The 22,363-nt window shown below is 47.9% G+C and carries 16 protein-coding genes; 6 read left to right on the top strand and 10 right to left on the bottom strand.

Translation table 11 applies throughout. From position 1 onward, the window contains the following. Positions 1-20: 20 nt before the first annotated feature. Positions 21-557: an RICIN domain-containing protein gene (locus ACYVD4_RS20350; RefSeq protein WP_460948855.1), complete on the bottom strand. Its 537-nt coding sequence runs from the start codon at positions 555-557 to the stop codon at positions 21-23. Positions 558-1,002: 445 nt separating this feature from the next. Between ACYVD4_RS20350 and ACYVD4_RS20345 the strand changes: the two genes are divergently transcribed. From ACYVD4_RS20345 to ACYVD4_RS20330, 4 genes are all read left to right on the top strand, one after another. Next, complete coding sequence (locus tag ACYVD4_RS20345) at positions 1,003-4,236, top strand: DUF1553 domain-containing protein (protein WP_460948853.1); 3,234 nt, start codon at positions 1,003-1,005, stop codon at positions 4,234-4,236. A 20-nt stretch (positions 4,237-4,256) separates the two neighbouring features. Next, positions 4,257-5,699, top strand: coding sequence for a DUF1501 domain-containing protein (locus ACYVD4_RS20340; protein ID WP_460948851.1), 1,443 nt, complete (start codon positions 4,257-4,259; stop codon positions 5,697-5,699). A gap of 165 nt (positions 5,700-5,864) precedes the next feature. Then, positions 5,865-7,124: an MFS transporter gene (locus tag ACYVD4_RS20335; protein ID WP_460948849.1), complete on the top strand. Its 1,260-nt coding sequence runs from the start codon at positions 5,865-5,867 to the stop codon at positions 7,122-7,124. Beyond that, positions 7,121-7,543 carry a hypothetical protein gene (locus tag ACYVD4_RS20330; RefSeq protein ID WP_460948848.1) on the top strand — a complete coding sequence of 141 codons (423 nt, stop codon included), beginning with the start codon at positions 7,121-7,123 and terminating at the stop codon, positions 7,541-7,543. The genes ACYVD4_RS20335 and ACYVD4_RS20330 overlap by 4 nt, the downstream gene beginning before the upstream one ends. Before the next feature lie 66 nt (positions 7,544-7,609). Here ACYVD4_RS20330 and hslU read toward each other — a convergent pair whose 3' ends face one another. From hslU to ACYVD4_RS20290, 8 genes are all read right to left on the bottom strand, one after another. Then, positions 7,610-8,995 (bottom strand): ATP-dependent protease ATPase subunit HslU, encoded by a 1,386-nt coding sequence (gene hslU, locus ACYVD4_RS20325; RefSeq protein WP_460948846.1) that lies wholly within the window; start codon positions 8,993-8,995, stop codon positions 7,610-7,612. A 212-nt stretch (positions 8,996-9,207) separates the two neighbouring features. Then, a complete protein-coding gene (locus ACYVD4_RS20320; RefSeq protein ID WP_460948844.1) occupies positions 9,208-9,531 on the bottom strand; it encodes a hypothetical protein in 324 nt (107 codons plus the stop codon). 125 nt (positions 9,532-9,656) lie between these two features. After that, the gene (locus tag ACYVD4_RS20315; protein WP_460948843.1) at positions 9,657-10,775 is read right to left on the bottom strand and encodes a glycosyl hydrolase; all 1,119 of its coding nucleotides are present in this window, start codon (positions 10,773-10,775) and stop codon (positions 9,657-9,659) included. A 114-nt stretch (positions 10,776-10,889) separates the two neighbouring features. Then, the gene (locus tag ACYVD4_RS20310) at positions 10,890-11,984 is read right to left on the bottom strand and encodes an IPT/TIG domain-containing protein (RefSeq protein WP_460948841.1); all 1,095 of its coding nucleotides are present in this window, start codon (positions 11,982-11,984) and stop codon (positions 10,890-10,892) included. Between the two features lie 19 nt (positions 11,985-12,003). Continuing rightward, the gene (locus tag ACYVD4_RS20305) at positions 12,004-13,572 is read right to left on the bottom strand and encodes a RagB/SusD family nutrient uptake outer membrane protein (protein WP_460948839.1); all 1,569 of its coding nucleotides are present in this window, start codon (positions 13,570-13,572) and stop codon (positions 12,004-12,006) included. A 142-nt stretch (positions 13,573-13,714) separates the two neighbouring features. Then, positions 13,715-16,942, bottom strand: coding sequence for a SusC/RagA family TonB-linked outer membrane protein (locus ACYVD4_RS20300; protein ID WP_460948837.1), 3,228 nt, complete (start codon positions 16,940-16,942; stop codon positions 13,715-13,717). Positions 16,943-17,032: 90 nt separating this feature from the next. Further along, positions 17,033-18,808 carry a tetratricopeptide repeat-containing sensor histidine kinase gene (locus ACYVD4_RS20295; RefSeq protein ID WP_460948835.1) on the bottom strand — a complete coding sequence of 592 codons (1,776 nt, stop codon included), beginning with the start codon at positions 18,806-18,808 and terminating at the stop codon, positions 17,033-17,035. Between the two features lie 17 nt (positions 18,809-18,825). Continuing rightward, on the bottom strand, positions 18,826-19,500 hold the full coding sequence (locus ACYVD4_RS20290; RefSeq protein WP_460948833.1) for a response regulator: 675 nt from the start codon (positions 19,498-19,500) through the stop codon (positions 18,826-18,828). 242 nt (positions 19,501-19,742) lie between these two features. Between ACYVD4_RS20290 and ACYVD4_RS20285 the strand changes: the two genes are divergently transcribed. After that, positions 19,743-20,351 (top strand): cysteine hydrolase family protein, encoded by a 609-nt coding sequence (locus ACYVD4_RS20285; RefSeq protein ID WP_460948831.1) that lies wholly within the window; start codon positions 19,743-19,745, stop codon positions 20,349-20,351. Positions 20,352-20,462: 111 nt separating this feature from the next. On the opposite strand, the gene ACYVD4_RS20280 is transcribed toward ACYVD4_RS20285, so the two are convergent. Continuing rightward, complete coding sequence (locus ACYVD4_RS20280; protein ID WP_460948829.1) at positions 20,463-21,530, bottom strand: MBL fold metallo-hydrolase; 1,068 nt, start codon at positions 21,528-21,530, stop codon at positions 20,463-20,465. A gap of 170 nt (positions 21,531-21,700) precedes the next feature. On the opposite strand from ACYVD4_RS20280, the gene ACYVD4_RS20275 reads away from it, so the two are divergent. Continuing rightward, complete coding sequence (locus ACYVD4_RS20275; RefSeq protein ID WP_460948828.1) at positions 21,701-22,354, top strand: response regulator; 654 nt, start codon at positions 21,701-21,703, stop codon at positions 22,352-22,354. Positions 22,355-22,363 lie beyond the last annotated feature (9 nt).

Below are 22,363 nucleotides of genomic sequence, written 5' to 3'. Positions count from 1 at the left end.
AGCAGGAACGTAGCAACTAACTATTGAATGCGCTCAAACTTCCAGAGCTGGCCCGAAACGTTTTGGCACGTATTCAAAAAAGCATTGCCGTTTTTAATACCCTTCATTTGGTTACCTTCCAGGCAGTGATCCTTACCTTGAAACAGCGTACTTAAGCGGTAAAAATTTCCTGAAGGTTCCAGCTTCCAAAGTTGCCCGGTAACATTCTTACAAGGCATCATAAACGCAACTCCGTCTTTTACGTTGCTGGATTTTTGATTGCCTTCAAGGCATTCGTTTTCACCACGATCCATTGTTTTTAAGCGGTAGTAGCCCTGCTTTCCCGGTTCTGCTACAACCTTCCAGCGTTGGCCCGTTGCTCCTTTTTGTGGCGACATAAACGCTGATCCGTTCATGGTTGGGCTAGCAGATCCATTGCCTTCTAATGATTCGCCATCGCCCCGAAACTGGGTTTTCAGCAGATAATATCCTTTGTAATTAGGATCGAACTGTGCTTGTAAATTTGAAAGACTAATTGCTACAAAAAGAGGAGCGAGGAGCAATCGGGAAAATTTCATTGAGGGAATAAGTTAAATAAAAATTAGTGCTTACTCTGATTCGGGATTTTCAGCTTTCTCCCGTTGTTGATCTGGTGGGCTTGTCAACAACGCTGCAAACATCCGCCAGCTCAAGGGACTTTTTCCGTCAATTGTGTCGCTTTTTCCGTCAAATCATTGTCGTTTTGATGAAAATGGATGAAAGAATACTCATTCCAAAGCGTTTTTCATTAGATCACCTGTGTAAGGCAATAGGTTGACCTTTACCAGAATAATGCAAACAGCTTCTAAAGAAGATCGTGATCAATAAAGTAGTGGGTTGAATCTCTATTCTTTTGGTACTGATCAGGTGGAAGATTGGCGGTGTAGACCGACTTTTTTAGCCCTACTGCCTATATTTGTGTCAATATATTCCTGAAAACGTACAATACGTAGCGTTTTTAAGGAAACTAGTTAATTAGTCGACATGCGCATCTGGCAACATCGAACATACGGGAATTTAATAGGCTGGTGTATCGGACTTTTTCTGTTGGTGCAGGGATGTACGAGCGTTGACAAACCCGCCGAAATTGCGCAACTCGACGATCAACTGCCGGAATCTATCGACTTTAATCGACATGTAAAGCCAATTTTATCGGACAAGTGCTTTTTCTGTCATGGACCTGATAAAGCCAGCCAGAAAGGCGGGTTGGAACTGGCAACGGCCGAAGGAGCGTATGCCGCTCTGAAAAAGTCGAAGGGTAAGCACGCCATCGTGCCCGGCGATCTGGGCGAAAGTGAAGTATATCATCGGCTCATTGCTACCGAACCCGATGTGATGATGCCCCCGCCATCGTCGAACCGTTTTCTGACGCCTTACGAAAAAGCGGTGTTGATGAAATGGATTGAACAGGGCGCTACGTATAAACCGCACTGGGCACTTATCAAACCCGAAATTGCTACGTTACCCACGGTGAAAAACACAAGCTGGCCCAAAAATCCTATCGATTTTTTTGTGTTGAGTTCGCTGGAAAAAGCTGGCCTTAAACCATCGCCCGAAGCCGATAAAGAAACGTTGCTACGTCGGGTTACGCTTGACCTAACAGGCTTACCGCCAACCGTTGAGGGGATCGACGCGTTTCTGGCCGACCGTTCGCCCAAAGCCTATGAGAACGTAGTAAACCGATTGCTTAATTCTCCGCATTACGGCGAAAAAATGGCCGTCGACTGGCTCGACGTATCCCGCTTTGCCGATACGCACGGCTATACCGTTGATCGGTACAGACCTATGTGGCCCTGGCGCGACTGGGTCATAAAGGCGTTTAATCAGAATATGCCGTTCGACCAGTTCACGACCTGGCAACTGGCGGGCGATATGTTACCCAAAGCCACAAAAGAACAGCGACTGGCGACGGCGTTCAACCGGAATCATGCGCAAAATATGGAAGGGGGTATTGTGAATGAGGAGTTTAGGGTAGAATATGTTGCTGATCGGACCAACACTGTAGGGACGGCATTTCTGGGGTTGACCGTAGAATGCGCCCGCTGTCATGACCATAAATTCGATCCGATTTCGCAGAAGGATTATTACTCGCTCTTTGCCTTTTTTAATAACGTTGACGAAGCCGGACAGATTTCCTGGGATAATTCGATGCCCGTGCCCACCATGCTGCTGACTGAGTCTAAACAGGATAGTTTGTTGAACTTTCTGGATGGTCAGATTCGGGTTAGTGAGGCCGCACTACGTAGTACTGCCGAACAGGAAAAAGCTGCTTTTGAAAACTGGCAGATTTCGGGAGGTAAAAACCCGACGTTTGATTTACAGAAAGGTTTACAGGCGCATTATACGTTTGATGGACTGGTGAATGGGCAGTTTGTGAACAAGGCTTCGGCGAAGGACAAAGGCGTAGTCGAAGAGCCTAAATTGGTAGCTGGAAAGGTAGGTAAGGCGTTTCAATCGAACGGTGACGACGTATTAAAACTGGGCAAAGTTGGCATTTTCGACCGGGCGCAACCGTTTTCGGTCGGGCTGTGGGTGAATATTCCGAAAGAGCTAAATAAAGGCGTAATTGCTCACAAAGGGATGGGCGATATTCTGTATAATTTCCGGGGCTATTTTCTGAATCTGCGCGATGGTCGGGCCGAATTGCTGATGGCGCACACGTGGCCCTATAACAGTATTGTTCGCGTAAGTCGTCAGGTACTCCCGAAACAGAAATGGGTGCATCTGATGATGACTTATGACGGTTCCAGCAAAGCCAGTGGCCTCCGGCTTTTTGTGGATGGGCGAGAGACGCAAATGGTTACTGAAAAAGATAATCTCTATAAAGACATTCTGCTCAGCAAGGAAAATCTGATTGGCAATGAACAACCGGGTTTGCAACTCGGGGCCGATATGCGCGGAGCTGGATTCAAAAATGGGCTGATGGATGAACTGGTCATTTACACCCGCGAACTTACCGCACCCGAAGTGGCACAACTGGTTCGAATACAGGGTAATACGAATCCTTTGCCGACCTTTTCTGCCAGTGATTTAACAAAATACTACGTAGCAAATCATTCGAAGACGTATCAGGAGCAAACTGCTACGTTACAGCAACTACGTACCCGTCGAAATCGCTACGTTGAGGACATTCCTGAAATTATGGTGATGGACGAAATGAAAACGCGCCGTCATACCTACCTGCTCAAACGGGGCGTTTATGATGCGCAAGGCCCAGAGGTTCAGCCTGATGTTCCAGCGAGCGTGTTGTCATTTCAAACGTTTCCGAAGAACCGTGTCGGCCTGGCGCAGTGGCTGCTTCATCCCGATAATCCATTGACGGCGCGGGTTATTGTGAATCGGTATTGGCAAAACTATTTTGGGGCTGGACTTCAGAAAAATGCCAATAATTTCGGGAATCAGGGTGGTTTACCATCGCATCCCGAACTGCTCGACTGGCTGGCCGTTACGTTCCGGGAACCGGCAGCAGGACAGTCGCATGGCTGGAACGTAAAAGCGTTACAAAAACTGATTGTACTGTCGGCAACGTATCGCCAGTCATCGCAGGCATCGCCCGAATTACTCCGAAAAGATCCCGATAATACGTTGCTGGCTCGCGGCCCGTCGTTTCGGCTGACGGCTGAAATGGTACGTGACAATGCACTCGCTGCCAGTGGATTGCTGGTACGTCGGATTGGTGGGCCGAGTGTAAAACCCTATCAGCCTGAAGGACTTTGGGCGGTCAATAATGCTGTTTATGAACCTGATACGGGTTCTGGTTTGTACCGACGGAGCTTGTACACCTTCTGGCGACGTACCAATCCTCCGCCGTCAATGAATACGTTCGACGGGCCTTCTCGTAGCTATTGCGTAGTACAACGTCAGAAAACCAGTACACCGTTGCAGGCGCTCGTATTGCTGAATGACCCGCAATTTGTGGAGGCCGCCCGACGGGTTGCCGAACGTAGCGCGATACGTTATTCAACTCCTAAAGAACAGATTCAGTATAGCTATCGACTGCTTACAGCGCATCAACCAATTGCCCGTGAGATGGACGTATTAATGCAGTTGTATCAGTCTGAATATAAGAAGTTTAAACAATCACCCGCGAAAATGGCAGGTTGGCTCAAGGCCGGTACGTATCATGCTCAGAAACAGACTGATTTACCTGCTTTGGCGGCTACAACGGTAGTGGCCAGTGCAATAATGAATTCGGACGCATTTATCACCCGACGTTAGCTTTTTTACGCAATAGTGAAATGAAAGAACAACTGGATCAGGTCATTGCCGATACGTTCAACCGACGGGCTTTTCTTCAAAAAACATCGTTGGGTCTGGGCGCTATGGCGTTGGGTTCGCTCTTGCCCGAAACACTACGTTCGGCTCCATTGAGTGATGGAACTTCTCCACACCGGGCTCCAAAGGCCAAACGGGTAGTTTATCTGTTTCAGAGTGGCGGGCCATCGCAACTGGAAATGTTTGATTACAAGCCGATGCTTACGAAAATGCATGGGCAGGATTTGCCAGCATCGGTACGGAAAGGCCAGCGACTGACCAGCATGAGCGCCCAGCAATCGGCGTTGCCGCTGGTACGTTCGCCCTATGCTTTTCAGCAACACGGTAAAAGCGGAGCCTGGATGAGTGAATTGTTGCCGTATACGAGTCGGGTTGCCGATGAGTTGTGTATCATCAAGTCGATGTACACCGAGCAGATCAATCATGACCCGGCGTTAACGTTTTTTCAAACGGGTAATCAACTGGCAGGGCGGCCCAGTATTGGCTCGTGGGTGAGCTACGGACTTGGTTCGGCCAATCAGAATTTGCCTACGTTTATTGTGCTTGTCTCGAAAAATGCCCCGCAAGATCAGCCATTGTATGCCCGGTTGTGGGGAAATGGTTTTTTGCCGTCCAAACATCAGGGCGTGCAGTTTCGATCCGGTGCCGACCCGGTTCTTTATCTCAACAATCCGGGAGGGTACGCTGGTAACGACCGGCGGGCCATGCTCGATGCACTGAAGCAACTAAATCAGGTGCAGGCCGACCGATTCGGAGATCCTGAAATAGCCAACCGGATTGCCCAATATGAAATGGCGTATCGAATGCAAACATCGGTGCCCGACGTAACAGACTTGTCGAAAGAACCTGATTGGGTATTTGATCTTTACGGCCCCGATGCCAGAAATCCCGGTACGTATGCATCTAACTGCCTGATGGCCCGTCGATTGCTGGAGCGTGATGTACGGTTTGTTCAGTTATATCATCAGGGCTGGGATCAGCATGGAAACCTGCCGTCGGGCTTAACCAAGCAGTGTAAAGCCACCGATCGGGCATCGGCTGCACTGGTTCTCGACCTCAAACAGCGTGGTTTATTAGATGATACCGTAGTTGTTTGGGGTGGTGAGTTTGGCCGGACAAACTACTCACAGGGAAAACTTACCAAAGACAATTACGGTCGCGACCATCATCCGCGTTGCTTCACGATGTGGATGACCGGGGGAGGAGTAAAATCGGGTATTACGTATGGCGAAACCGACGAATTTGGCTACAACGTTGCTAGGAATCCAGTACATGTTCATGATTTTCAGGCCACGTTGCTCCACTTGCTTGGTATCGAACATGAAAAACTAACCTATGAATTTCAGGGTCGTCGGTTCCGGCTGACCGACGTAGCAGGAAAACTGGTAAAAGGAATTCTTGCCTGAATAGAACTTTATCAACAGCGTTAACTATATCGCTGGGTTTACTGTAAAATTGGACGTTCAATAAGAAAACAACGGAATCACTACGCGAAATACGGAGCAGGTACCCGTAGACACCTATTGTTTGCGAAAAGTAATGTATTTTTGGGTGAACCAAATCAACTCGTTTTGATAGTTCGTTCCTTGTTTACTCGCCCGGTTTCACGCGGCCCCTCTCTTTACACGCTGTCTTTCTGGTTATTGTCGGTCAGCAACTTCCTGTTTTCGGCTAGTTTTTCGATGATGATTCCTGAGTTGCCCAACTACCTGACAAAACTGGGTGGTCGGGAATATGTCGGGTTGATAATTGCACTTTTTACATTGACGGCAGGCGTATCGAGACCGTTTAGCGGTAAACTTACCGATACCATTGGGCGGGTGCCGGTAATGGCCTTTGGCTCACTGGTCTGCTTTGTCTGCGGTCTGCTTTATCCCTATCTGATTACGGTGTGGGGATTTCTGACGCTCCGGCTCATTCACGGTTTTTCGACAGGCACAAAACCAACGGCAACCGCAGCCTACGTTGCCGACGTAGTACCAGCCAACCGACGGGGCGAAGCGATGGGTATGCTGGGTTTGTTTACGGCCATGGGTATGTCGCTGGGACCAGCTATCGGGAGTTGGCTGGCAACCGATTTTTCGATGAATGTCATGTTCTGGACGTCGTCGGCTTTCGCGCTTCTTTCCATTGGTATTCTGCTTAGAATGCCCGAAACACTGATCAATAAGCAACCATTTCGGTTCGGTTTACTACGTCTGAAAAAAGCGGAAATTTTTGATAAGCAGGCACTTCCGCCTTTCATTGTTCTGCTACTGCAATCGTTTTCTTCGGGCGTAGTGCTGACGGTTATTTCTGACCTGAGTGCTACGTTGGGCATTGCCAACAAAGGGTTGTTTTTTACCGTCTACACTGTTGCCTCACTGGCGGTTCGACTCGTTTTCAGCCGCACTTCCGACCAGTATGGACGTGTGCCGGTATTGGCTATTTCAACGGCCGTACTGGCGGTGTCGATGGGAATCTTAGTGATAACCGATACTACGTTTCTGTTCTGGACGGCGGCTATTTTCTACGGAATGTCATGGGGAATGAACTCGCCAACGGTACAAGCCTGGACAGCCGATTTAAGCGATGAACATACGCGAGGTCGTGCTATGGCAACCATGTATATTGCGCTGGAAGCTGGTATCGGGCTGGGTGCGGTTGGGGCTGGCTGGATGCTAAATCATGTAGGTGAAGTCGGTATTGAAGCGTCGTTTGGTGCTTCGGGCTTGATGGCGTTAGTAGCTGTGGCGTATCTGGCCTGGTTCTGGCGCAAAGACCCAAAATCCGGAAAACACGTAATGAACGATGCCGATGAAGTGGCTTTGCTTGATAATGATCCCTCATGAATGATCTGGAACCCAAAATCAGACCCCTTGTCGATGTCTTGAATCAGATTGGTATCATTCAAACTTTTTCGAGCTGTGAGGGACACTTTGATACGTTACGTAGCGATGGTTCCACTACGTCACTCGTTGATCGGAGCCACGCTGAAGTTCGATTCGTACCCGCTCCTAATGTAGCATTATCTACGGTAGAACAACTACTGGCTTTTGTACTGACGCGATTTAAAGCAAAACATGGTTTGATTCCGGTAAAAATCAGCGGCTACAAACTCTATACACCCATCGACGAAAAAACGGTTGAAGAAACGTTCGTACTCGAACTACGTCCCTTCAACCGTTTCGATTCGCCCGAACGCAAACGTAGCGACATAGACCGGGCAATCGAGCAAACAACAGAACTGGTAAAGATGTATGAAGTATGATATAGGATGTATAAACTGTAATTGAAAAACATCATATATCATACTTCCTATTTCCTATTTCCTACATCATAATATATACTGGCTCAAATCCCGATTTTTGACTAGCCCGCTCAGTTTTTCGCTGACCAGTTCGCGGGTTACAACCACTTTTGCGTTGGCACCTATTACGTCGGGAATGTCGAACATGAAGTCGTTCATCAGATGACTGAGTACGGTTTGTAATCGACGGGCACCAATATTCTCGACTTCGCCGTTGACTTCGAAGGCAATACGTGCCAGTTCGCGCAGGGCTTCATCCTGAAACGTCAATTCCACATCCTCAGCAGCGAGCATCGCTTCGTATTGCTTCGTTAACGCGTTACGTGGCTCTTTCAGAATATGGTAAAAATCATTTTCCGACAAGCTTTGAAGTTCTACCCGAATCGGGAAACGACCCTGTAACTCAGGGATTAAATCGCTGGGTTTTGCTACGTGGAAGGCACCTGCAGCGATAAACAGAATATGATCGGTATGAATAACGCCGTACTTTGTATTTACGGCGCTGCCTTCAACAATGGGCAGTAAATCGCGCTGAACACCTTCGCGGCTTACGTCGGGGCCACTTCCGTTGCCCGAACGGGCCGACGCTACTTTGTCGATTTCATCGATAAAAATAATACCCGCATCTTCCGCTTTTCGAATCGCTTCTTCTTTTACCTCATCCATATCGATGAGTTTAGCGGCTTCTTCTTCGAGCAGAATTTTTCGGGCTTCGGCAATACTTACCTTGCGCTTTTTACCGCGTTTGGGCATCATATTGCCAAGCATTTCCTGAATATTCATCATCGAAAGATCGTCAACAGCACCGCCCATAACTCCAATATTTGGCGTCTGACTTTGTTGAACGTCAATATCGATTTTGCGGTCGTCCATTTCGCCGGAGCGGATTTTTTCGCGGAACCGTTCGCGCGTCCGTTCGTTCAATTCGGCGTCCGGATCATTTTTTTTCTCGTTCTCGAAGCCTAAATGGCCATTTGCCGATTTAACGGGGGGAATAAGAATGTCCAGTATCGCATCTTCAACTAATTGCTGAGCCTGTTCACGAACGGCTTCTTTGCGGGCCGCACGAACCAGGTTTACTGATTGCTCAACCAGATCGCGAACCATGCTTTCGACATCGCGACCGACGTAGCCAACTTCGGTGAATTTAGAGGCTTCAACTTTAACAAAAGGCGCATTGGCAATTTTAGCGAGCCGTCGGGCAATTTCGGTTTTACCGACGCCCGTTGCACCAATCATCAGAATGTTGTTAGGAGTTATTTCGCGCTGCATGTCTGCCGCACTGTTCATCCGGCGCCAGCGATTTCGCAACGCAATCGCTACGTTACGTTTGGCATCGCCCTGACCAATAATGTACTGGTCTAGTTCGGCAACAATCTGCCGGGGAGTAAGGTCTTTAAGTGATAGGGTCATTGACTCTTGATAGCGTTATGAAACCGACGCTTTAGAGAAAGTAACGCAGGAATTTTAAAATTGTGCCAAAACGTACAGGAAAAGACTTTAAAAAGAGTGCACAATACAACAAATTCCGTTTTATGGAAATGTGATATTTAGCTGAAAATTCGTTTCCAATTACACAAAAAACATTGCTGTAATGAAGAATAAAATAACCTGTTATAGCAGGTTTAGCGCGCTCGAATCGATGAAAGAATAATAGTATTACAACCTTGCCGCGATGGATCGCCCTGATAGGTTATCCAAACGGGTAGGTTCTCTTTCTGGTAATCCTTTGGTACACTATTTTCTAAGCCGTACACTCGGTATTCTTCTTTGTCAATCTGAATAAGCCAGCTAAATCCACAATAGTGCTTCGATGCGTTGAATCGTAGGATGGTGGCGGGCAACTCTTGCGATGAAGCCATTAATGGAGTAGGGGTTGCCGTTTCAGACGCAGTCTGACAACTCCAAAAACTACCGACAGCTACCAGTGTAAAGAATAACTTTTTCATGCTACCAAGACCCACTATAGCACGAAATAGTTGTAGGTATTAACGTTAATTTGTTGACTGTCAGTTGCATGGAAAAAGCGACAACCAGTTTGGTCATCGCTTTAAAAAAATAGTTGCTAATTGACTCAGTAATTACGCCAGTCTGGTAATTCATCGCGAGTAATTACATCATTGTCAAAGTAAACGGATTTTAGCCGGTCGATAGGTTGTTTTTTAATCCAGTCGGAGCCATTCCAGACAGCAAACCACGACCACCACGTATTGAGTCCGCGAATCTGATCGGGTTGGGGGAGGTGGCCTGTCTCGGAAAGAGCAACCAGTTTTTTGCCGTTGAAACGAGTCTGTGTGTCACTCCAGTTATTGTTTAACGTAGCAGTTGGATCACTGTAAATATCAAGACTTACGATGTCAACGTATTGATCGCCGGGATACCATTCCTGAGCCAGCTTGTCCGTACCTGTATACACCCAGATGAGGTTATGGAGTTGATGATGATTTGTCAGACGGTCATGTAAAATTTGCCAGAGTTCCTTTAATGGCTCTGCACCTTTGGCACCCCACCAGAACCAACCACCAGCCGCTTCATGGAGTGGTCGCCAGAGCACAGGTACATCGGCGGCCTGAAATTTCTTCAACTGTTCGGCAATGGCGTCTATATCACGTAGCAAAAGTTTGTACCGTTCGCCCTGTTTGTCTGCCAGCGTATTGGCTAGGTCGAAGGTTGTAGCTCTTGTATAAAAACCACTCCACCAGAGTTTATCCGGTGCCTGATTGAGTAGGTCGGTTGGAGCGTTCCAATGCCAGCATAGGCTAACAATTCCCCGCCCATTCCCCTGTTTTGCCCACTTTATACAATCTTCTGTGCTACGTAGTGGCTTGCTCCCAAATGGAACCCGACTGGGCGAATAGTCCATCAAATCGAATGCGCCAATAGCGGGCTCTCTGCCCGTTTTCTCCACTACGTATTCAATATCATCCTGCTGCCCCGAAATTACTTTTTGACCGTATTGACTCACCAGAAAACTGTAAAGCCCTTTTGTTGACGTAGTGGCTTGATTATCTGAAAGGTGATTTTTAGGTGCAAGTGGAAGCGACGATTTGGTAGCCTTTTGCACGCTATCGGATAACGTAACGGATTCAGCAGCTTTACAGCCTGATAAACTGCCGAAAATGCACCATGCGAGTAACAAAGCGGGCAGTTTCCTACGAACTAATTTGGTTCCTGTCCGTATAAATAAATGCATAATATAGGAGAGTCTTTGTAACTCGGTCGGACTGGCGTACCAGCATTCTGTCCGCACTGATTAAACACTTATCAGTGTGGTTAGAATCCTGGTACGCCAGTCCGACCGAGTTACTTATTTGACCAGCATAATGTCGTCGAAATAGAATGTTTCGTCTTTTGCATCGGGACCTTTGATGCGGAAACCGACTTGCTTCAGCGTTTTGCCAGCCAGCCAGAAATCCATGTCCGACAGCTTAATCTTGAAGTAATTCCAGACGCCCGCTTTGACATCAATCTTGTTTGCTTCCACGAAATCACCAAAACCAGCTTTACCGGCATCGGTCGTTAAATAGAGCGAATAATCGGCCGAAGCACCTTTAATCCAGCCCGTTACGTAGGTGTAATCCGGTGAGTAAGCAATGGCCGACGAAGACCAGTTGGCAAACACAACCATGTGCCAGTTGCCTTTCTGGTAATTTTTGCCAGCCGAAGCGGTTCCCGAAATAAATTCTTTTGTCGATATAGCACCCGCATCACCCCACGAACCATCCTGGAAACCCGTTCCATACGTATCGGTGAAAATCTTGTACGCTTTGTCGACGTTAATAAACTCCTGCTGCGTCCGCAAACGGCCCGTTCCGTTTGTAATCACCAATTTTCCGCGATCAAGCGTAGAGGTGGGCATCTGAACCACCAGTTGCGTTTTGCTTTTCGATACCACCGTAGCCGCGTCAGAAATGCCTTTCACCGAGTCGGCAATGGCCACGGCTGTTACGTCGTCGAAGTTGTTGCCGGTCAACGTAATGACGGTTCCTTTCGTGAAATTGTAGTTCGATACCGACGTAACGCTTGGATAAGCCAGTGCTTTAAAAGCTACTTTTAACGTATTACCCGCGCTGTTGGTAAAAATGATGTTCTGTTGGCCGCCCAGTACTTCGGTCGGTATCCGGAAAATCAGTACGTTGTCGGTGTTGAGCGTAGGCTGAAAACCGGCCGGTACGTTCTGTTTCTCGAAAACGATGGTTCGCATGTCGCCAAGTCCGGTTCCGGTTAGCGTAACCATAGAGCCTCCGGCGGCTGAGTCCGGCATGATCTTAGTGGCAACGGGATTCCCCGGCGAAATCTGTGGTCGCCCGTCAGTATCTTTCGTGCAGGAACTCATCCAGAAACCGCTGATTACGGTCAGGAGAAAAAGCCCTGTTAGTTGGTTTATTTTATTGATTTTCATGGATGTTGCTCAGTAAGGTTTAGTTGTAATACGGAACCGGATCTTTTCCTAATTCGGGGTCCTGTACGATCTCGCCCGCTGGAATTGGAAGAAACATTTTGTCTTCCGTGAAATTGGTTAGATACGTAGCGCCCGTAACCGTACCACGATTCTGTTTTTCGATGATAGCTTTGGCCTTCGCGAAACCCTGCCGCTGAATGTCGTACCAGTAATCACCTTCGAACGCAAACTCAACCCGACGTTCGTGCAGAATGTCATCGTTTGTAATCGACGTTTTTGGCGTCAGTCCAGCCCGGCGTCGTACTTGATTCAGCGCATCGAGTGCTTTGGCATCGTTAGTCGAAGCGCCACCTGCCAATACTGCTTCTGCATAGATCAGCAGAATATCAGCATAACGTAGCAGTACTACGTTATTGCCCGAATTCTGGCCCAGAACCGGATCGCCACCAAAGCTTTTACCCGGACCGGCGAAGTACTTGACAATGTTGGAACGGGTGGCGTTTTTGTTACCGCCGTCGTCTGCTGGCTGCAACGTATCGTACTTGAAACCGTTGGCCATAAACGCATTGTATTTGGCTGCGTTGGTACGTTGGGGTTTCCAGGTCGGGTTCGTCCAGCCGTGTTCCATAACCGACCATTTCCGGCGTAAATCACCAAATTCATACTCTTTCAGCATATCGAGCGAAGGAACGTACATTTCCCAGGCATCGGCTTCGGCAGTACGTAGTGAACCCGCGCCCCGATCAGGATTTTTGATGTTGCCCGTGCCCCAGGGGTCCTGCGCAAACTGATGCTGAATCGAGAAAATTGATTCGGCGTTGTTGTTCATGCTCATTTTGGTGAACATGCCCGTGTAGTCTTCTACTAGCCGGTACTTGCCCGAATTGATAACCTCTTCGGCTTTTATTTTGGCATTTGCGTAGTCTTTGCTGTACAAATACAGCTTCGACATCATGCCTTTCGCGGAGTACTTCGTCAGCCGACCCGGTACGTCCGATTCAGGCAGACCCGCTTCGGCCATTTTCAATTCTTCGAGCGCGAAACGTAGTACGTCTTTCTGGAGATAACGCGGAATGTTGAAGTTGCCCGACAGCGCCGTAGCACCCGGATCGGTGATAATGGGAGCGGCTCCCCAGGTCCGGGCGATGTAGAAATACAACGTACCGCGAATGAAATGGCATTCGGCAATGGCTGGGTCGAGGTAAGCGGCTCCACCACCAGCGGCTTTCTTTTCCTCGAACGTTTTAATCATTACGTTGGCATAACCAATGATTTTGTAAAACGCGCCCCAGGCCGCTCCAATCCGTTCGGAGGCCGACGACACCGAGAAATTCAGGTATTCGACGTCGGTATAGGTGAACATATTACCCGACATTACGTCGCCAATGGCGTCTTGTGCTCGGCTTTCGTAATTGCGCCAGGGCAGACCGCTATATAACGTACTGGTAGCCGCCCGAACTTCGTCGGCATTGTTGTAATAGTTGCCCGTGGTTGTTCCCGACAGCGACGGACGTTCGATAAAGTCCTTCGAACAGGCCGATAAAAGCACTGCCGGAAGAATCAATGTATATAATGGCTTGATTTTCATTTTTTAATAAGCGAAAGAGTGAATGAGCGAAAGAGCGATTACCGCTTCCCGGAAAGAGAAATGAAGTGTCAGGGGCATGCGTCAGCAATCCGCTGGAACGCCAGCCCGGTCTTTCACTCATTCGCACTTTCGCTCTTTAGTTTTAGAATTGCAAATTCGCGCCTACCGTAAACGTCCGTGGGTTCGGATAGTGGCCCGTGTCTACGTTCATGAGTTTGATACTGTTGTTGAACGCGCCGATTTCGGGGTCATAGCCTGAGTAGTTAGTGAACGTTTTCAGGTTCTGGATCGATCCGTAAATCCGTAGATTCGAAATTTTAACCTTGTTCAACAGCGTTTTCGGAAGCCGATACCCCAACGTAATGTTCTGAATACGAGCATACGATGCGTCCTCTACGTAGCGGTCCGACATGGCCGTATTGTTTTTGTTCGTATTCGTAAAGCGTGGCAACGCTCCATCAGTATTATTGGCTGTGTACCGATCGTTAACGGTTTTCAACTGATTGGTATAGGCATTGTTAAGCCCTTCCAATTGCCAGCGCAGGAAGTTATAGGCTTTAGCACCCTGACTGCCTTGCAGGAACAGCGAGAAATCGAGGTCACCGAAGTTTAGAGTGTTGGTGAAACCCCAGGTGAATTTTGGCAGCGGACTTCCGATGAAGGTGTAGTCTGATGCGTCGATTTTCTTATCACCGTTAATGTCTTTGTAACGAATGTCGCCCAGCCATGTTTCGGTTTGATTTACCTTATAACCAAATTGAGGCAGACTGGCATCCAATTCGGCCTGTGTGCGGAATAATCCATCCGTAACCAGTCCCCAGAACGAACCGACAGGGCGGCCCGGTGTGGTGTGCGTAATCAAGTAGTTGTTGTAATATACTTTTCCATCCAAAGCAGAGGCTGCACTGGCGGCCCGGTCGTAGCGGTTGGTAAACTGGGTTACTACTACGTTGGTCTTCCAACTGAAATTGCCTTTCTTGATGTTGGTGCTGGTCAGACCAATATCAACCCCGGTGTTGGTCATTTGTCCGGCGTTGCCTAGTGGTGCTTTCAGGTCATCCCATTGGTCACCCACGCCAATCAGGTTGGGGCCAGTCAGGAAGATAATCATGTCAGACGTTACTTTTTTGTATACGTCAATCGTTGCGTCGATACGTCCGTTCAGGAAGCCGAGATCAACACCTGCGTTGGTCGTTTTAACCGATTCCCATTTCAAATTCGGGTTTGGAATACCGTTGATCATGTTCGACGAACCGAAACCCACCGGACCGGTGAAGAACTGAACAGCACCTACGTAGGCAGGGTTTGGCGCACCACCTGGAAAGTTCTGGTTACCAACAGCACCGTAACCAACCCGGAGTTTCGCGTAATTGAGCACTTTCGAAACGGAACCTTTCATGAATTTCTCGTTCGAAAGAGTCCAGCCAGCCGATACGCCGGGGAAGTAGCCCCAACGGTTGTTCGGGCCAAAGTTGGACGAACCATCAGCACGGAAACTTGCCGACAACGAGAACCGATCGTCGAAAGTGTAGTTGGCGCGGGCGAAAAACGATTCCATAGCCCACTGACCTTTTCCACCGCTCAAGCCCCAGGTTGTCTGGTCGGAACTACCCGTGTTGAGGTCGAAAATATTGGCTTGTAAATCAACTTTCGTACCCGAAATCGACTGATAGTAAGAATTTTGAGCCTGATGACCCACCGTTACCTGAACACCGTGTTTCTTGATGTACTTGTTATAGGTCAGGTAGTTTGTTAGCGACCAGTAATAGCTATCCGAACGCGAATCGATCAATTTACTCCGAAACGACGTACTGCCCACGTTCCCCGCTTTTTGATACGCTACGTTGTTGTCCTGGCCAAGCGAATACGATAGTTCGTTACGTAGCGAGAGGTCTTTTAAAAGTTGTACTTCGGCGTAAAGGCTACCAAATACGTTGTTGGAGGTTTTGGTGTTTCCCCGGAACTGGCTGTTACCCACCAGATTGGCTCCGAAATATTGTACACCACCCACTGTCTGTCCACCTCCCCAGCTACCGTCCAGATTTTTTACGGGCGTGAGCGGACTGGTCGAAGCACCCCACCAAATGGTTCCTTCGGCAGCATCGGCCAGTGATACGTTCTGAATGCTACGTGAAACGTTGGCACTCAAGCCTACTTTAATCCAGCTTTTGAGCTGATTGTCGAGGCTGAAACGGCTGGAGTACCGTTTGAAATCGGAGCCAAGCAGAATACCTTTCTGGTCGAAATAGTTCAGCGACAGATAATACGTAGTACGATCTTTTCCGCCCGAGAAACTCAACTGATGGTTGTTGATACGTCCGTGCTGAAACATAGCCTCCTGCCAGTCGGTACCGGTACCTAACAAATCCGGATTTTTGAACTCGTCGGCTACGGGGTTGCCGATAATGGGCAACACCTCGTTCTGGTAACGGGCAAAATCCCGAAGGTCCATCAAATCCAGCCGCTTAGCCACTTCCGAAACGCCCGTATACATTTCGTAATTGACCTTACCTTCGCCCGATTTGCCTTTCTTGGTCGTGACCAAGATTACACCATTAGCCGCTTGTGAGCCATAAATAGCCTGCGCCGATGCGTCTTTCAGTACGTCGATACTCTCAATATCATTGGGGTTTAGCATCGCCATAACGCTGTTCCCGGTTTGACCGTCGCCACCGCCCAGACCAGCATAACCTGTACTGTTCGACGTATTGCCACGAACAAATGGAACGCCGTCGATTACAAAAAGCGGGTCATTGCTGTTGATCGACGTAACGCCACGTACCTGAACCGATACGCCACCGCCCGGCTGACCGCCGTTGCTGGTAACGGTTACACCTGCGGCTTTACCCTGTAACAATTGGTCGATACCGGCGGCAGGAATATCTTTTAAATCCGTCGTTTTTACAGTCGTTATAGACGACGTAACGTCTGCACGTTTGGCCGTTCCATAACCAATTACCACCACTTCATCCAGCGATTGATCGCCCGTTTGGAGGGTGATATTCAGCGTAGTACGTGTGCCAACCACAACCTCCTGCGTTTTCATGCCAATAAAGGAGATCACCAATACCTTGGCACCGTCGGGCATAGTGATCGAGAAGCGGCCTTCTACGTCGGTGGTGGTACCCAATTGCGTGCCTTTTACCGAAACGGTGGCACCGGGAAGGGTATTCCCTTTCTCGTCGGAAACGACACCACGTACCAGTGCTTTTACATCGGAAGATGCGCTGGCAGTTGATTTGGGTCGTTTTATAGTGGCTAGTACAGACGGGTTTTGGGCCTCGGCTGCGCTGTTCATGGCTCGCTCCTGTGCGTGGATGCTTATCCAACTGCTCAGGACGAAGGCCCCAGAAAGCACATGTTTAATCATAGACTATAAATTTGATAGTTAACTTGTTTTATAGAAAAAGTAGGGTATTTTGGTTTCTGACTGTTGATTGGCCTGATGTCATTTTCGGGATTATTCTAGTGGAATGGCTGCGGATTTGATGAGTTTCTGCATCGGTAGAGAAATCATGACCGACGTACCTTTGCCTACTTCGCTTTGCCACATCACCTGACCGCCCAGATACGAAATCCGGGATTTTATGTTTGCAATACCGTTGCCCTGTGTTGCTTCATCCGCAAAATTTCCGCCCTGACCGTCGTCGTCTACACTGATAAGCGCGGTTTCGTCATTGGTAACAATTTGTATTGTAATGGTCTGAGCATGAGCGTGTTTTAAAGCATTGTTCAATAACTCCTGCACCACCCTGTACAACATAGCCGACGCTTCTTCGCCCAAAGGAGGTAACTCGCCGTAATGCTCCATGACCAGCGTTGTTTCGTTGACCAGATTGAGCTTCTGTACTAAATCTTCCAGCGCAGGAATCAGACCAAAAGTCGATAAAGCGTAAGGGCGTAAATCGTTGGAAATCAGGCGAGTTTCGTTGCAGGCTTCGTCCAGGAACTGGTTGAGTGGCTCTTTCACCGAGTAGGGCAACTGCTCCTGATGAGCCTCAACAAACAGCTTGATTCGGGATAATTGAATACCCAGCCCGTCGTGCAGATCGCGTGCAATCCGGCTACGTTCGCCTTCCTGTCCTTCAATCATGGCACGTAGCGATTTTAGTTCCAGTTGTCGGATTTGTTGCTGGGCAATTACCGCCTGCTGCCGGGCAATCAATTTCTGCTGACGACGTAGAAAAACTAGAGCCGCTACGCCTACAATGCTGATTATCAGAATACCGACAAGCACAGAGTTTAAAAAACGCTCGCTCTGGTTCTGTTCTTCGGCTAGTTGCTTTTCAACGGCCAGCGTTTTGATCTGACTGTCAAGCTCCTGCAAACGAATGCTTTTGGTTTGCTCTGACTGATAAAACTGATTGGCAAAATCGAGCGTTTTCAGCGACGATTCATAGGCACGTTTGTAATCGCCCATATGAAAGTAGCTATCTGCCGAATGCTTCGACAATTCACGTAGCATAGCTACGTTATGCTCGACTTCGGCCAGTTGATAACTCTTTTGATAGGTGCCAATCGCTTTCTTCGACTCATTTCTGAACTGCTCTACAATACCCAGATAAAAATAGTTGAGGCTAATTAACCACTTGACATTCAGGCGTTCGGCAATTGTCAGGCTGCGACTGGCGAAATACTGAGCCGAGTCGGGGTTTTTGAGTCGGGAATACGAATTGGCCAGCAGATTCAACGCGTAAGCCTGCGAAAATGCCTGCTTATACTGGGCACTCAGGCGTTCTGTATTTCGTAATTCCGTCAGCAGATTAGCCGGAAGCGGGTCTTTTTGTTGGGCGATGTTAGCCAATCCGAGCCGGCACTCAATCAGTTTAGGAATGTTCTGGGTTCGTTCAAAAAATGACTTTGCTTTGTTCAGATATTTTTCGGCGTGGGGTTGCATAAAGTCATCATGCGTATAATAATCGCCGATTACCAGATGCTGAGTATAGTATCCTGTCGAATCGCCCATCAGATTGTAGTATTTCAAACTGTTGAAATACGAATCCATGGTATACTTGTTGTATCCATACAATTGATGATATAACCGCCCTAAACGGTCATAGGCGTCAGCGGCTGGCCCGTATTTTTTCTTCTGAATTAACTGCCTGATTTCCCGTTTTAGACTGTCGATAGTAGGCGTATCTGTTTCACTACGTACCGACTGCCCAAACAGATTCACACTCAGGAGTAGCAAAACTCCTAAGCTTGTCTGGTGCATGAACATACGTAGTGCAATCATAATTTAGTAAAAACGTATTAATCGATATACTGCATTTCCATGGCCGTTTTAATAAGCAGAGCCGTGTTTGGTACGCTAAATTTCATGAGTAAGCTACTACGGTGAAATTCAACCGCTTTGGCACTAACAAAGAGTTGGGTCGCCATTTGTTGAGTGGTAAGTCCCTGGGCAATGAGCGTAAGAACTTCTGATTCACGCGGAGTCAGGCTGGGCCGCACACCGGCTGCAGCCGTAGGTTTTTTACTACGTGGGCCATCGTGCAGGAGAATCGACGTAATGGCTTCGTTGAAATATTGTTTTCCCTGATGCACCATCCTGATGGCCTGAAGAAGCTCCATTTTGGTGGTATTCTTTAGTAAATAACCTTTTGCCCCTTTTTTGACCATTCGTTTAATCAAACTGGCGTCGTCGTGCATGGTTAGGGCAATTACGCTTGTTTGCGGATACGTGCGGGTGATGTATTCGCAGAGCCCAAGGCCATCGTCGATTTGTGGAAACGAAATATCCAGTAACACTACGTCGATAGGTGTTATAGCCAACTGACCGATAACAGACGATACGCTATAACAACGCTGCGTCACTTCAATTTCAGGAGAACCGGAAATAAGCGATTCGATGCCTTCGACAAACACATTATGGTCATCTGCTATTAATACCCGTATCATACCTTCACTACTAATAATTGCCGCCATTCGTACATACTCATTGTTAATTTACAGTTAACCAATCAACCAATTTAAACGTGCAACGCACGAACGAACAATTAGTAAATAGAATTTTGTTTAGCAAAATTAGGATTTGGTGTAGTGGTTTGGGAATAGTGAAAACCCGACTTTGGATAAATTTAGGGAAAACCCTAAGTACAAAAAAACGCTTGACGTGATTCGGGTTTGTAGCGATTTTACCTTCAACTGCTCCGTTATACGTAACGTTTATGGAAAATAATGAGAGTGATTTACACGGTAACGTACCAGACGTATCGTCGGTGGTATTACTGATTATTGACATGATTAATGACCTGGAATTTCCGGGAGGAGAAGAATTATTGGAACCAGCCTGCATTATTGCCGAGCGCATCGCTGCGCTAAAACGAAAGGCTAAATCACTACGTATCCCAGTCATATACGCCAATGACAATTTTGGCCGCTGGCGTTCCGATTTTAGGGAAGTTATCGACCACGTATTAAAAGACGGCGTTCGGGGGCAGTTGCTGGCGGAAGTTTTAGAGCCTGAAGAAGACGATTATTTTGTGCTAAAGCCAAAAAACTCTGCTTTTTACGCCACTACGTTAGATACGTTACTGACTTATTTAAAAGCGAAACACCTCATTCTGACGGGTCTACGTGCCGATTCCTGTGTGCTATTTACAGCCAATGATGCATTTATGCGCGACCTTACTTTAAGCATACCGTCAGACTGTGTAGCTGCCATGAAACTCACGCACACTAGCGATGCACTAGCGTTTGTGAAACGCGTACTTCAGGCTGATACAACAGCCACAGACGAACTTGATCTGAACGTATTAATAAAGCGTGAATGTTGATGAAATTACCCCACGGCAGCGGCCGTCCTAAATTCCTCCCCCGTAGGGAGGAATTTAGGACGGGGTTTCAAACTGACTGATAAACAGTAACGTAGCATTTGACGTGCTACGTCAACGCTGATTCTGACTAAGCGAACTCTTACCGAAAACCATCGGATGTCCTTCTTTCGGAACCACAAAACGATCGGGGGCTACGTTCTTTTCCTGAAGTGCCTTTTTTAAATCATCGGCGGGTTCAAACAATCCGTCGTCGCCCTGTTGAAACGTGCCAAAGTGAATACCAACGGCCTGTTGCGGATTAAGGTCGATAAAGGCTTGTACGGCACCGGCGGGTGATACGTGTACGGGAGCCATAAACCATTCGGGGCGGTACGAACCGATGGGCAACAGAGCGAGTTTGATAGGGCCAGTTGTGCTACGTTCGGCCAGTGCGGCAATCTTCTTGAAATGAGGGCCATAGCCGCTGTCTCCGCAGAAATACGTAGTGCCGAAACTAGTATGAAGCAGATAGCCACACCAGAGCGTTTCGTCACGGTCGCCCATGCCCCGGTTGCTGAAATGCTGCGCCTGAGTACAAGTCAGCGAGAGTTTATCATTGATACGTAACGTATCGTTCCAATCGAGTTCACGCGTGGTACGTCCATCTACCGATTTAGGAAGATAAGATACACCCAACGGCGTAACAAACAGTGGGTTATGGGTCTTTGCTAATTTTTTAATTGTGGGTAAATCAAGATGATCGTAGTGATTATGGCTCAGTAGCACTACGTCGATAGGAGGAAGTTCGTCGAGTTTAAGCCCCGGTGGGCGTTTGCGCTTAATGCCTAACCACGATGTAGGACCAACCCGTTTCGACCAGACCGGGTCGGTCAGGATATTCAGGCCATTGGTTTGAATCAGAAACGTTGAATGATTGACGAAGGTAAGGACCAGACTATCGCCTTCGATTCGGGTGGCGGGTTTTGAGCCAACATAAGCGTCGGGTTGTTCGGGCCAGGGGCCTTTATCCCGGTTGAACATCCATTTCAAGACTCCGCCTTCACTACGTTCTGGCATTCCCGGATTAAAAAATTTCTTACCATTGAAATGATCCGTTACCGGACCTTTATATCGTGGAGCGCAAGCCGACATGGATAGTAGAAAGAAGGCCACAACAGCCACAGAAATAAATGAATTCATGCCCTCAAAATACGAAGAATGTGCAACTTTCAAACGTAGCGAGTAACGTAACAGATATGCCAGCCTATTTTGAACAATTACTGTGAACCTGATTCGCCAGATAATTGCCAATCGCTGAAACACATCCTATCTTTGGGTTATCCCGTTCCTCTACACTGATCCACGTACGTATGTCCACACCCATTCGCGTTGTTTTAACCGATGATCATGAAATTATTTTAGACAGTTTGTCGCTGTTGCTGAGCCGTATTGATGGAATCGAAGTGGTTGGTACGTTCAATGACAGCCGGGACGTAGCTGGTTTTCTGGAAGAGAATGAGGCCGATATTCTGCTGACCGATCTGGATATGCCCGATCTTAATGGCATCAATCTGACCTTACAAATCCGCCAGCAGTATCCGCAACTTAGAGTGTTGATGCTAACCGTTTCGGAAGATGCCGACAAAATTCGGGAAGCTTTTCGGGCTGGTATTTCAGGGTACGTGATGAAAAAGGCCGGTAAAGCCGAGCTGGAACGTGCGCTGAAAACACTGGCCAGGGGCGAAAAATATTTCTCGGAATCTGTAATGACGCAACTGATGGCATTACCCGTTGAATCGGCACGTCCGACCGACGAAGCGCCTGCTCCGCTGGTTCCACTCACCGACCGCGAAATTGAAATTATCAAACTGATTGCTCAGGAATTATCGACCAACGCCATTGCCGAAAAGCTATTTATCAGCCCTGGAACTGTTGAGACGCACCGACACAATATCCTTCGGAAGCTAGGTGTCAAAAATTCAATCGGTATAATTAAATATGCTGTGAAACATGGGTTGTTGTAAGGAAATATG

This window comes from Spirosoma daeguense (assembly GCF_054776875.1).
The sequence above is the reverse complement of the archived record's forward strand: the minus strand, read 5'-3'. Positions and strand labels throughout refer to the sequence as shown.